The 12,759-nt window shown below is 72.0% G+C and carries 10 protein-coding genes; 7 read left to right on the forward strand and 3 right to left on the reverse strand.

Going from position 1 to position 12,759, the window contains the following annotated elements:
* Positions 1–78 precede the first annotated feature (78 nt).
* Positions 79–474, forward strand: coding sequence for a VOC family protein (locus J2W78_RS07860; protein ID WP_253369500.1), 396 nt, complete (start codon positions 79–81; stop codon positions 472–474).
* A gap of 12 nt (positions 475–486) precedes the next feature.
* Here J2W78_RS07860 and J2W78_RS07865 read toward each other — a convergent pair whose 3' ends face one another.
* Positions 487–858, reverse strand: coding sequence for a hypothetical protein (locus tag J2W78_RS07865; RefSeq protein ID WP_253369502.1), 372 nt, complete (start codon positions 856–858; stop codon positions 487–489).
* 200 nt (positions 859–1,058) lie between these two features.
* Between J2W78_RS07865 and J2W78_RS07870 the strand changes: the two genes are divergently transcribed.
* The gene (locus tag J2W78_RS07870) at positions 1,059–1,763 is read left to right on the forward strand and encodes a hypothetical protein (protein WP_253373995.1); all 705 of its coding nucleotides are present in this window, start codon (positions 1,059–1,061) and stop codon (positions 1,761–1,763) included.
* On the opposite strand, the gene hrpB is transcribed toward J2W78_RS07870, so the two are convergent.
* A complete protein-coding gene (gene hrpB, locus J2W78_RS07875) occupies positions 1,720–4,221 on the reverse strand; it encodes an ATP-dependent helicase HrpB (protein WP_253369504.1) in 2,502 nt (833 codons plus the stop codon). The two genes, J2W78_RS07870 and hrpB, sit on opposite strands and share 44 nt — an antisense overlap.
* Positions 4,222–4,393: 172 nt before the next feature.
* Between hrpB and J2W78_RS07880 the strand changes: the two genes are divergently transcribed.
* The 3 genes from J2W78_RS07880 to J2W78_RS07890 all read left to right on the forward strand — a co-directional run bounded on the left by J2W78_RS07880 (position 4,394) and on the right by J2W78_RS07890 (position 9,962).
* Positions 4,394–4,702, forward strand: a complete 309-nt coding sequence (locus J2W78_RS07880) for a hypothetical protein (protein WP_253369505.1) — start codon at positions 4,394–4,396, stop codon at positions 4,700–4,702.
* A 187-nt stretch (positions 4,703–4,889) separates the two neighbouring features.
* Entirely contained in the window at positions 4,890–7,640 is a 2,751-nt protein-coding gene (gene mutS / locus J2W78_RS07885; RefSeq protein ID WP_253369507.1) for a DNA mismatch repair protein MutS, read from the forward strand.
* Between the two features lie 189 nt (positions 7,641–7,829).
* Positions 7,830–9,962: a protein-disulfide reductase DsbD family protein gene (locus tag J2W78_RS07890; protein ID WP_253369509.1), complete on the forward strand. Its 2,133-nt coding sequence runs from the start codon at positions 7,830–7,832 to the stop codon at positions 9,960–9,962.
* A 98-nt stretch (positions 9,963–10,060) separates the two neighbouring features.
* Here J2W78_RS07890 and wrbA read toward each other — a convergent pair whose 3' ends face one another.
* Complete coding sequence (gene wrbA / locus J2W78_RS07895; protein ID WP_253369511.1) at positions 10,061–10,660, reverse strand: NAD(P)H:quinone oxidoreductase; 600 nt, start codon at positions 10,658–10,660, stop codon at positions 10,061–10,063.
* 195 nt (positions 10,661–10,855) lie between these two features.
* Between wrbA and J2W78_RS07900 the strand changes: the two genes are divergently transcribed.
* Both J2W78_RS07900 and J2W78_RS07905 read left to right on the forward strand, forming a co-directional pair.
* The gene (locus J2W78_RS07900; RefSeq protein WP_253369512.1) at positions 10,856–11,761 is read left to right on the forward strand and encodes a LysR family transcriptional regulator; all 906 of its coding nucleotides are present in this window, start codon (positions 10,856–10,858) and stop codon (positions 11,759–11,761) included.
* A gap of 269 nt (positions 11,762–12,030) precedes the next feature.
* Entirely contained in the window at positions 12,031–12,729 is a 699-nt protein-coding gene (locus tag J2W78_RS07905) for a DUF1013 domain-containing protein (RefSeq protein WP_060771500.1), read from the forward strand.
* The last annotated feature ends 30 nt before the right edge of the window (positions 12,730–12,759 follow it).

Below are 12,759 nucleotides of genomic sequence, written 5' to 3' on the forward strand. Positions count from 1 at the left end.
AAAAGCCCTTCCCGCCCGGCCGGGCTGCGCCAGATGGGCGCTCGTCCGCACATCATCCGCAACCGGGAGAGAGAGCCGATGGCTAAGCCCGTCCACACCATGATCCGCGTCCGCGACGAGGCGCGCTCGCGCGACTACTATGCCCGCGCCTTCGGCCTGGAGCCGGCCGACCGGTTCGACTTTCCGGACTTCACGCTGCTCTACCTGCGCGACCCGTCCTCGCCGTTCGAACTCGAACTGACGGTCAACAAGGACCGCACCACACCCTACGATCTCGGCGACGGCTACGGCCATCTCGCCTTCGTGGTGGAGGATGCCGAGGCCGAGCACGCCCGCTTCGAGCGCGAGGGGCTTCCGGCTACCCCCGTCAAAACGCTCAAGCACGGCGAGACCGCGCTCGCGACCTTCTTCTTCGCCACCGACCCGGACGGCTACAAGATCGAGGTGATCCAGAAGGGCGGCCGCTTTTCCTGATCGCCTTTGCGTCTACGGCGCCTTCTCCAGGCGTTCGAGCCCGGCCAGCGCCTTCTCGCATGCACTCGGAGAGGGCGCCGGCAGGCTCGTCTCCAGGCGCATCGCGTCGTCGAGCGCGAGCACGTAGCGCTCCTCCGTGAGCGCCCGGCCGACCGCCGCCATCATGCGCTCGCGGCCGGATCTCAGCACCCGATCGACCCGCTCACGCTCCGTGCCGCAGGCGAGCGCCCGGCCCAGAACCTTGCCCTGGCGCTCGCCCTCGACCTGGGGAATGACCAGCGGCCGGGCTCCGCCTGCATCCGGCGGGGACTGCGCAGGGGCCGCCGCGGCTGTGAGCACGAGCCCGAACAGAGGGAAGAGGACGCAGCCGGCCACTGAGCGCATCGGATCGTTCTCCCCCAAGGCTCTTCAGAACGGCACCGCATCCCACTCGATCCGGCGATAACGCCGGACGCGACCGGTCGCGTGCGTTCCCTCACGCTCACGGAAGCGAATCTCGTCCACGGTCAAGCCGGAAACGACAGGGGGCGACAATGGGTCTTTCCGGGGGGCCGGTCGGCAGCGCGGCGGCGGCGGACACCAGCATGATCGGGCAAGGGCACCGCGGCGGTGCGCGTTCGCGCATCCCCTTGAGCCTCAAGCTCGCCTATTCGGCCTTCATGGCGGTGCTGCTCCCGGTCTATCTCGCCAGTTACGGGCCGACGAACTTCCTGTACTTCTGCGACGTCGCCCTGATCCTGACCCTCGTCGGCATCTGGGCGGAGAGCGCGCTCCTCGTCTCGGTCTGCGCGGTCGGCATCCTCGCGCCGCAGTTGCTCTGGGCCGTCGATTTTCTGGCGCAGGCCGCGGGCTTTCCGCTCACCGGCATGACCGCCTACATGTTCAACGCGGACACCTTGCCGCTCCTGCGGGGCCTGTCGCTGTTCCACGGCTGGCTGCCGTTCCTGCTCGTGTTCCTCGTCTGGCGGCTCGGCTACGACCGGCGCGCCTGGGCGGCGTGGTCGGCGCTGGCCGTCATCCTCCTGTTCGTCTGCGTCTTCCTGATGCCGCCGCCGCGGCCCGATCCGGGGCTGACGCCGGTCAACATCAACTATGTCTGGGGCATGAGCGACCATGCCGCCCAGACCTGGATGCCGGCCTGGGCGTGGTTCGCGGGTCTCCTCGTCGCCATCCCGTTTCTGATCGCTTGGCCGACCCACCGGCTGCTGATCTGGCTGATGCCGCGAGCGCCCGCCACGTCCACTTTTACGTCCCCTTTGGCTTCACCCGCCGGGTCGGGGCCTCGCTGAGCGGGTCCTCCGGCCAGGGGTGGCGCGGATAGCGGCCGCGCATCTCGGAGCGGACCGCGCCCCAAGAGCCGCGCCAGAAGCCCGGCAGATCGCGGGTGATCTGGATCGGCCGGTGGGCCGGCGAGAGCAGGTGGAGCACCAGCGGCACGCGTCCTCCGCCCAGCGCCGGATGCCGGTCGAGGCCGAACAGCTCCTGCACCCGCACCGCGAGCACCGGCTCGGGGCCCGACTCGTAATCGACCGGGATGCGCGAGCCCGTCGGCACCTCGACATGGCTCGGCGCCTCAGTCTCCAGGCGGGCGCGCAGCGTCCACGGCAGCAGGCCTTGCAGCGCCTGGCCGAGATCGTCGGCGGTGATCGCCGCGAGCGAGGTACGCCCGACGATGGCCGGGGCCAGCCATTCCTCGACACGGGCCGCCAGGGCCTCGTCGGACAGGTCGGGCCATTCGCCCCCCTCCGCCCCTCCCTGCGCGCCGTGGAGGAAACGGACGCGGGTGCGCCACTGCGCCAGGGCGGGCGTCCAGGGCAGGCGGTCGAGGCCGAGCCCGGCGATGCCGCGGGCCAGCACCCGCGCCGCCTCCCCATCGGCCGGGACGGGGAGGGTGCGCTCGTCGAGCGTCACGGCGCCGAGGCGACGGCCCTCGCGGGCGCGCAGGGCCCGCGCCTCCTTATCGAAGCTGACGCTGCGCACCGTGCCGATGCGGTCGGCGAACAGCGCGTCGATGGCTTGGGGAGCGATGGCGACGGCGGACAGGATCCGCGCGGAGGCCGCCGCACCCGTGAGGTCCGCGACGACGATGAAGGTCTCACGGGCGAGCGGGCTCACCGGGTCGACGAGGCCGGCGCGGCCGTTCGCCATCAAGAAGGCGCCCTCGCGGCCCCGCGCCCGCGCCACCCGGTCGGGATAGGCCAGCGCCAGCAGGGCACCGGGCTCGGCCATCAGGGGATCGGGCTCGCCGGCATCCCCCGCCTTGGACGCTTGGCGCGCCCAGCCCTCCGCGAGGCGGCGCATGTCGGCGGCCCGGCCCCCGCGGTCGCGGCGGAAGCGGTCGAGGCGCTCGGCCAAATCCACCGCGTCGCCACCGAGCCCGCGCTCGACCAGAACGGCGGCGAGATCGGCCGCCATGCGGGCTTGGCCGGCTTCGGCGGCGCGGGCGACCATCCGGGCGAGCCGGGGCGGCAGCGGCAGGCTGCGCAGGGTGTGGCCGGTGGCCGTGAGCCGCCCGTCGGAATCCAGCGCGCCGAGATCGGCCAGCATCGCCCGCGCCTCGGCCAGCGCCGGCGCGGGCGGCGGATCGAGGAAGGGCAGGGCGGTCGGGTCGGTGACACCCCAGGCGGCGCAGTCGAGGGTGAGCCCGGCCAGATCGGCGGAAAGAATCTCGGGCCGGGCGAAGGGTTCGAGGGCGGCGGTCGCCGCCTCCGGCCAGAGCCGCCAGCAGACGCCCGGCTCGGTGCGGCCGGCGCGGCCCCGGCGCTGATCGACCGAGGCGCGCGAGGCCCGCGCGGTGACGAGCCGGGTCATGCCGTTGCCGGGCTCGTAGAGCGGCACGCGGGCAAGCCCGGAATCCACGACGATGCGCACGCCCTGGATCGTCAGCGAGGTCTCGGCGATGGAGGTCGCCAGCACCACCTTGCGCCGCCCCGGAGGCGCAGGGGCCACCGCCCGGTCTTGCTCGCCCTGGGTGAGGGCGCCGTAGAGGGGCGCGAGACTGGCGTCGTCGGGCAGGCGCCCTTCCAGCCGCTCGGCGGTGCGGCGGATCTCCGCCTGCCCCGGCAGGAAGGCGAGCACGGACCCCGGATCGGCCCGCAGCGCCCGCAGGATCGCGGCGGCCATCGCCTCCTCGATGCGCTGATTCGGGTCGCGGTCGAGATGGCGCGTCTCGACCGGGTAGGCGCGCCCTTCCGATTCCACCACGGGCGCATCGCCGAGAAGCCCCGCCACGCGGGCGCCGTCGAGGGTCGCCGACATCACGAGGATGCGCAGATCCTCCCGCAGCGCGCCCTGCGCGTCGAGAGCGAAGGCCAGCCCGAGGTCGGCATCGAGGGAGCGTTCGTGGAACTCGTCGAACAGCACCGCGCCGATGCCGGTCAGTTCCGGGTCGTCGAGGATCATCCGGGTGAACACGCCCTCGGTGACGACCTCGATCCGGGTGCGGGCCGAGATCTTCGAGCCAAGCCGCACGCGCAGGCCGACCGTGTCGCCGACCCGCTCGCCGAGGGTGGAGGCCATGCGCTCGGCCGCCCCGCGGGCCGCGAGCCGCCGGGGTTCCAGCAGGATGATCTTTTGCGCGCCGAGCCATGGCTCGTCGAGGAGCGCCAGCGGCACCCGCGTGGTCTTGCCGGCGCCGGGCGGTGCCACGAGCACGGCGGAGGCACGCTCGCGGAGGGCCGCGCGCAGGCCGGGGAGTGCGGCCTCGATCGGGAGCGGGGGAGAAGAGGATGGCGCGGGGGACGACATGCCCGGCGAGGTGCCGCGGTTCGGGCCGGGGCGCAACCGTTGGCGATGTAGCGTGCCCCACATGACGCCCACGAAGATTTGTTAACGCACTGTGGGATTTTTTTGGAACGGGCCGGCGAGCTGCGACTTGTGGGCTCAGCGTGCGGCCCTTGCATGCGACGGAGAGACGACGATGCGCATTGCCCTGACACTCGCAGCCGGCGCGCTGCTTGGCAGCCTCGGTCTGGGAGTGGTGTCGGCCTCCGCCGCCCCGGCCATGCCGGCCCCCGGCCTGATCGCCGGCCAGACGGTCGAGACCGTTCGCGACCGGCACTGGCACCGCTCCCACCGGAGCGTCCTCGGCCACCACCACTCGACCAAGGCCGAGCGCCACCGCCGCCGGATGAACACCCACCACCACGGCAACCCGAACGCCCGCAACCCGGAGCGGCCCGGCTACCAGCAGCAGCTCGGCAACACCACGGGCGGCCCGCGCTACTGAGCGTTTCGGCCTCGCCGCGATATCGGAAAGGGCCCGTCCGGCGCGACGCCGGGCGGGCCTTTCTCGTTCGCCCGCCGGCCCCGGCACCACCGTCGCTTGCGACGGCTGGGGAGAGCGCCCACTTGTCCACGGTCTTCACGGGTGGCCGGCGGTGCCCGGCCGGGGCGGGGCTGCTAGCCTCGTCTCCATGTCCAGACCCCAGCGTTCTCAACCCCTCGAACGGCGTGCCCAGGCGGCGGATTCGGTGACCTCCTCGCCCCTCGACATCCCCGGCGCCACGCCGATGATGGCGCAGTACATCGAGATCAAGGCCGCCAATCCGGACTGCCTGCTGTTCTACCGGATGGGCGACTTCTACGAGCTGTTCTTCGAGGATGCGGAGATCGCCTCCCGCGCGCTCGGCATCGTCCTGACCAAGCGCGGCAAGCACGGCGGCGCCGACATCCCGATGTGCGGCGTGCCGCTGGAGCGGGCCGACGACTACCTGCACCGGCTGATCGCGCTGGGCCACCGCGTCGCCGTCTGCCAGCAGACCGAGGATGCGGCCGAGGCGAAGAAGCGAGGCCCGAAATCGGTGGTGAGGCGCGAGGTGATCCGCCTCGTCACGCCGGGCACGCTCACCGAGGACCGCCTGCTCGATCCGACGCGGGCCAACCTGCTGCTCGCCATCGGCCGCCGCAAGATCTCCGACACGAGCGTCGCCTATGGCCTCGCTGCGCTGGACATCTCCACCGGCCGCTTCGCCTTGAGCGAGGTGGAGGGTTCGGAACTCGCCGCCGCCATCGCCCGGCACGAGCCGCGGGAGATCGTGCTCTCGGAGGTGATCCACGCCGACCCCGCACTGGCCAAGCTGTGGCGCGAGACCGAGGCGGCGGTGGTGCCGCTCGCTCAAGGCGAGCTGGAGCCGGCCTCGGCCGAGCGGCGCATCCGCGAGCAGTTCGGCGTCAGGACCCTCGACGGGTTCGGGAATTTCAGCCGGGCGGAGATCGCAGCAGCCGGGGCGGCACTGCTCTATCTCGAACGCACGCAGCTCGGCACCCGCGTGCCGCTCTCGGCGCCGAGCCGGGAGGCGACGGGGGCGACGCTCGCCATCGACGCGGCCACCCGCGCCAACCTCGAACTCACCCGCACCCTCTCGGGCGAGCGCAAGGGCAGCCTGCTCGACGCCATCGACCGCACGGTCTCGGCCGGCGGCGCCCGGCTGCTCGCCGAGCATCTGGCCGGGCCCCTGACCGACCTGACCAAGATCGGGCGGCGGCACGACGCCGTCGCGTTCCTGGCCGATGACGGCGCGCTGCGGGCGCACCTGCGCGATGCGCTGCACGCCGCCCCCGACATCGCCCGCGCACTGTCCCGCATCGGCCTGAACCGGGCCGGGCCGCGCGACCTCGCCGCCCTGCGCGACGGGCTCAACGCCGCCGCGACGATCAGCGAGCGGCTTAGCGCGGAAGAAAATCTGCCGGACGGGCTCGTCCGCCTCGCCCGCCGCCTCGACAAGGCCGACCGGGCGCTGGCCGAGGAATTGGCGCAGGCCCTCGCCGACGACCTGCCGCTCAACCGCCGCGACGGCAATTTCGTGCGCGCGGGCTACCACGCCGAGATCGACGAAGCGCGGCTCCTCGGCCAGGATTCGCGAAAAGTCATCGCCGCGCTCCAGGCGCGCTATGCCGAGGCCAGCGGCTGCCGGACGCTCCGGATCAAGCACAACAACGTGCTCGGCTACTACATCGAGGTGCCACAGGCGGTGGGCGAGGCCTGCCTCAAGGGCCTGATGCAGGATTTCGTTCATCGCCAGACAATGGTCGATGCGATGCGCTTCACCAGCGTCGAACTCGGCGAGCTGGAATCGAAGATCGCGGGCGCCTCCGACCGGGTGCTGGCGCTCGAATCTGCGGTGTTCGACGCCTTGAGCGCGCGGGTGAGCGAAGGGGCGGAGGCGATCGCCGACATCGCCGAGGCGCTCTCCGGCCTCGACGTGGCGGCGAGCCACGCCGAACTCGCGGTCGAACTCGCCTGGACCCGGCCGGTCATCGACGACAGCCTCGCCTTTGCGATCGAGGGCGGGCGCCACCCCGTGGTGGAGGCGGCGCTGACGAAGGCCGGCGAAGCCTTCATCGCCAACGCCTGCGATCTGTCCGGCGACGAGGCCGGGCGTATCCGCCTCGTCACGGGCCCGAACATGGGCGGCAAGTCGACCTTCCTGCGCCAGAACGCGCTCATCGCCGTGCTCGCGCAGATGGGCGCCTTCGTGCCGGCGGCCTCGGCCCGGCTCGGCGTGGTCGATCGCCTCTTCTCCCGCGTCGGAGCGGCCGACGACCTCGCGCGGGGTCACTCGACCTTCATGGTCGAGATGGTCGAGACCGCCGCGATCCTGAATCAGGCGACGCGGCGCTCCCTGGTGGTGCTCGACGAGATCGGCCGCGGCACCGCGACCTTCGACGGCCTGTCCATCGCCTGGGCCTGCCTGGAGCACCTGCACGAGAAGAACGGCTGCCGGGCGCTGTTCGCGACCCACTTCCACGAGCTGACGGCGCTGAGCCAGCGCCTGCCGCGCCTCGACAACGCCACCCTGAAGGTGGCCGAGGACCGCGGCGACGTGGTGTTCCTGCACGAGGTGGTGCCGGGGGTGGCCGAGCGCTCCTACGGCCTTCAAGTCGCCCGCCTCGCCGGCCTGCCGCCGGGCGTGGTGGCGCGGGCCGGGGCGATCCTCAAGGGGCTCGAAACCTCCGAGCGCGAGCGCCCCGCCCGCCGCAAGATCGACGACCTGCCGCTCTTTGCCAGCCTCGCCGCCGCGCCGCCTCCGCCCCCGGAGCCGGTCAAGTCCGAGCCGGACGACCGACTCGGCCGGCTGATCGACGGCCTCGACCCCGACGCGCTGACCCCGCGCGAGGCGCTCGACGCGCTCTATCGGCTGAAAAAGGAGCGAACGGCGGGGTAGCGCGCGGCGCGGTTCGAGGCCGCGGGGCCGTGCAGCTCACGGCTCGGGGAAGGTCTGCTATACCGCTTGGCTCGTGACAGCCGGCTCGCTCCGGCCCGACCGTCGCCTCTTCCCCTCGCGATCCCGGACCTTGCCCGGGATCGGGACGTCTTACGGGGAAGGGGCACCGGACCGCTCGGAAACAGATCGATGCTCCGTCTCCTGTTCGCCCTCCTCCTGACACTTGCCGCTCCGGGCCTTGCCGGGGCGCAGGGGGCGATGACGGCGGTGAAGGCCAAGGATCTCGTGCGCGCGCGCCTCGTCGCCGAGAGCGAGGCGCTGGTGCCCGGCCGCACCATGACGCTCGGCCTGCACATGGCGATGAAGCCGGGCTGGCACGTCTACTGGCGCAACCCCGGTGATTCCGGCCTGCCGCCGGAGATGGCGTGGCGTCTGCCCGCCGGATTCTCGGTCGGCCCGGTGCAATGGCCGGTGCCGGAGCGCATCCCGGTCCAGACCCTGATGAATTTCGGCTACGAGGGCGCCGTCACCCTGCTGGTGCCGCTTGCCGTACCCGAGAGCGCCCGGGCCGGCGAGACGGTGCGGCTCTCCGGCACGCTCTCCTATCTCGTCTGCGAGGAGATCTGCATTCCGGGCTCGGCGGAGCTGAGCCTCGACCTGCCAGTGGCAGCCGCCGCGGAGCCGGCGTCGGGGCAGGCGGCCCTGTTCGCCCGTGCCCGCGCCGCCCTTCCCGAAGTCTTTGCCGAAACCGCGCCCGGTCCCGTCCGCACCAGCCGCGAGGGCGACCGGCTCGTGCTGCATCTCGACCGGCCGGGGCTGGCGGGCGTGACCGGTGCCGCCTTCTTCCCCTATGCCGAGGGCGCGCTCGACAACGCGGCGGCGCAGGATCTCGCCGTCGATGCGAGCGGCCTGCGCCTCACCCTGACGCCGGGCGATGCGAAGCAGCCGCCCGAGGCGCTCGCCGGCGTGCTCGCCCTCACCGAGGATGGCGCACGCCGGGCCTACGCGCTCGGGCCGGAACCCGCGCCCACGCCGACGGCGGCCACCGCCGTCCCCGTTGCGCCCGAAGCGCCGCCCGCGCCGGAGGATGAGAGCCTGACGCTGTGGAGCGCCGCGGGGCTTGCGCTTCTCGGCGGCCTCCTTCTCAACCTGATGCCCTGCGTCTTCCCCGTTCTCTCGATCAAGGTGCTGAGCCTCGTCCGGCAGGCGGGCGAATCCGCCACCCGTGTGCGGCTGCATGGGCTTGCCTACACGGCCGGCGTGCTCGCGAGCTTCCTCGGCCTCGCCGGGCTTCTGATCGCGCTGAAGGCGGGCGGCGCCGGAATCGGCTGGGGTTTCCAGCTCCAATCGCCGGTGGTGGTGGCACTCCTCGCCTACGGGCTGTTCGCCATGGGCCTGAGCCTGTCGGGGGCGGTGCATCTCGGCGGCGGCATTGTCGGACTCGGCGATGGCTTGACCCGGCGGGCCGGCTACCAGGGCTCGTTCTTCACCGGGGTGCTGGCGACCCTCGTCGCGACGCCCTGCACCGCGCCGTTCATGGGCGCGGCGGTAGGCTTTGCCCTGACGCAGTCGCCGCTTGCCGCCCTCACCGTGTTCGCCAGCCTCGGCCTCGGGCTCGCCCTGCCGTTCCTCGGCCTGACGCTGGTTCCGCAGGCGCTGCGCCTGCTGCCGCGGCCCGGCGCCTGGATGGACGTGCTGAAGGGTGCGCTCGCCTTTCCCGTCTATGCCACGGTGGCGTGGCTGGTCTGGGTGCTCGCGCAGCAGGTCGGGCCCAACGGGCTGCTCGCGGGGCTGACCGGCCTCGTGCTGGTGGCGCTCGCCGCCTGGGCCTGGGAGCGGGCGCGCGGGGCGGGCCGGCTCGGCACCGGCTTCGGGCGGGCGGCGGCGCTCGCGGCGCTGGCGGCGGCTTTCGGCCTCGTCGCCATCCTCGACGGCGACCGCGCCACCGCGCGCACCGCGCTGGCTCAGGGCGAGGAGGCGTTCACGCAAGGTCGCCTCGACACGCTGAGGAGCGAGGGCCGCACGGTGTTCGTGGACATGACGGCGGCGTGGTGCATCACCTGCCAAGTCAACGAGCGCACGGTGATCGCGCGCGACGGCGTGCAGGCGGCGTTCCGGGCGGGGCAGGTGGCGTACCTGAAAGGCGACTGGACCAACCAGAACCCCGAGATCACCCGCCTGCTGGAGCGCCACGGCCGCAGCGGGGTGCCGCTCTACCTCGTCTATCGCGGGACGAGCGAAGCGCTGGTGCTGCCGCAGATCTTGACCGAGGGAATCGTGCTCGCGGCCGTCGGGCAGAAGAACGTCGCGGCGGCTCAGTAGGGTTCTCGACCGGTCCCGTTCATTCCCTCTCCCCGCACGCGGGGAGAGGGGAAACCGTGCCTCACGCGTGAGAGCAGTGAGGCACGGAAACGTCTATCTCAGCCCGCGAGCTTGGCCGCGATGCCCGCCACGTGGCGGCCCTGGAAGCGGGCGCCGTCGAGTTCGACCTCGGAGGGCTGGCGCGAGCCGTCGCCGTCGGCGATCGTGGTGGCGCCGTAGGGGGAGTTGCCCTTCACCTGCTCGACGCCGTTCTGGCCGGCAAAGCTGTAGGGCAGGCCCACCACCACCATGCCGTGGTGGAACAGCACCGTGTGGAAGCTCGTCAGCGTGGTCTCCTGGCCGCCATGCTGCGAGGCGGTCGAGGTGAAGGCCGAGCCGACCTTGCCGACCAGCGCGCCCTTGGCCCACAGGCCGCCGGTCTGGTCGATGAACTGCTTCATCTGCGAGGCCATGTTGCCGTAGCGGGTCGGCGTGCCGAAGATGATCGCGTCGTAATCGGCCAGTTCCTCGACGGTGGCGATCGGCGCGTCCTGATCGAGCTTGTAGTGGAACTGCTTGGCCACCTCGTCCGGCACCAGTTCCGGCACGCGCTTCAGCGCGACCTCGGCCCCGGTCTCGCGGGCGCCCTCGGCCACGGCCTTGGCCATCTGCTCCACATGGCCCCAGGACGAGTAGTAGAGCACCAGAACCTTCGCCATCGTCGTCTCTCCTGTTTTCCGGGCCCGGCGCATCGTCCCGAAGCATGTGTCCGTTCTCGGACGGGGGCGATGGGCTCAAAATCGGCCCGAGCGTCGAATGCGCCACTGCTATGAAGGTTCGTGCCGTTTGCAGAAATGCCCTGATGTGCAAGATCATCCTTGCGGATCTGCAAGCGATGAACGGGGGAGGGTGCCGTGCCGGTGGCCTGGGACGAATTCCGCCTCGTGCAGGCCATCGCCGACCGGGGCGCGCTGGCCCCGGCCGCGGCGCATCTCGGCATCAACCCCTCCACAGCCTTCCGCCGGCTCGCCGCGGTGGAGGTGCAGCTCGGTGCGCGCCTGTTCGAGCGCCACCGCACCGGTTACGTGCCGACGCCCGCGGGCGAGGCGATGGCGGCGGCGGCCGCGCGGATGGAGGAGGAGGTCGCCCGCTTCGACCGGGAGGTCGCCGACCGGTCGCAGACGCCCTCGGGCCTTCTGCGCGTCACCGCCGCGGCGACGCTCGTCACCGATCTCCTGATGCCGATGCTCGGCCGATTCCGGACGCGCTATCCGAAGGTGCAGATCGAGCTCGTCACCTCGGAGGAGGCGCTGAACCTGTCCCGCCGCGACGCGGACGTGGCGTTGCGCGCCACCCGCGACCCGCCGCCGAACCTCGTCGGGCGCCGGCTCGCCACCATCGCCTGGGCGGTCTACGGGCCGGCGCAAGGGCCGGCACAGGGGGAGGCAGACGGAGGCGACGCCGACTGGGTCAGCCCGAGCGAGGCGGTGGCCGGCGGCCTGTTCGCGCGCTTCGTCGCCGCCCGCACCGGGCCGGAGCGGATCGCGTTGCGCCTCAACACGGTGCAGGGTCTGTGCGAGGCGATTCTTGAGGGCGTCGGCATCGGGCCGCTGCCCTGCTACCGCGGCGACCGACTCGCATCCCTGCGCCGCCTCTCCGGGCCGGAGCCGGAGCTGGCCGGTTCGCTCTGGCTCCTGACCCATCCCGACCTGCGCCACGCGGCGCGGGTGCGCGCCTTCATGGATCATGTCGCCGCCGAGGTCGTAAAGCTGCGCCCGGCCTTGGAAGGGCTCCGAGGGGTCGATCCCCAGGCTGGGTGATCGCTCGGCTCGCCCCTGTGCCAGGAACGCAGTCCTGAAAAGCCAACGCCGCGCGGCGCCGCTCGCAGGTCCGTGTCCTCACGCGGTGTCGCGCGACGGCTCTTAACACAATTGCGCAACGGCCGGTCCCGCCTGTATAAGAGGCGATCCCCTCATTCATCGCGACATGGGATCCTTCGGGCCTGATCGGGCCGGAGGCCGCGGGGAAGCCATTCCGGCATCCCGCCCGTTTTCCTGTCGCGAACCCTGACCGCCTGGAGCTTTGTCCGATGTCCCAAGGTCCGCTGATGCCCAAGGCGACCGCCGTGTGGCTCGTCGAGAACACCTCGCTCGCCTTCGAGCAGATCGCCGATTTCTGCAAGCTGCACCCGCTCGAAGTGAAGGGCATCGCCGACGGCGAAGTCGCCGCCGGCATCAAGGGCCTCGACCCGATCACCACCGGCCAGCTTACCCGCGACGAGATCGAGAAGGCGCAGAAGGCGCCCAACTACCGGCTCAAGGTCGCGGTCTCGAAGGTCAAGCTGCCCGAGGTCAAGCGCACCACCAAGGGCCCGCGCTACACGCCGCTGTCGCGCCGCCAGGACCGGCCGAACGCGATCCTCTGGCTGATCCGCAACCATCCCGAACTGAAGGACGCGCAGGTCATCCGGCTCGTCGGCACCACCAAGGCGACGATCCAGCAGATCCGCGAGCGGACCCACTGGAACTCGGCCTCGCTCCAGCCGATGGACCCGGTCACGCTCGGCCTGTGCTCGCAGATCGACCTCGACTTCGAGGTGCAGCGCGCCGCCAAGGACCGCCCCGCCGTGCTGCCGACCGATGGCGGCGCCAAGCTCCTGCCGACCGAGGTCTCGACCGCCCCGGCTGCCGCGGAGCGGGAGGAAGAGGAAGAAGATCTCAACGCCGATGCAGTCTTCGCCAAGCTCAAGGGCATGAGCCGCATCGACGAGGACGACGACGAGGCGTAATCGTTTCGCTCCCCGGTTGGGTTCCTACGT

The sequence above is a fragment of the Methylorubrum extorquens genome (assembly GCF_024169925.1).
Classification (GTDB): domain Bacteria; phylum Pseudomonadota; class Alphaproteobacteria; order Rhizobiales; family Beijerinckiaceae; genus Methylobacterium; species Methylobacterium extorquens_A.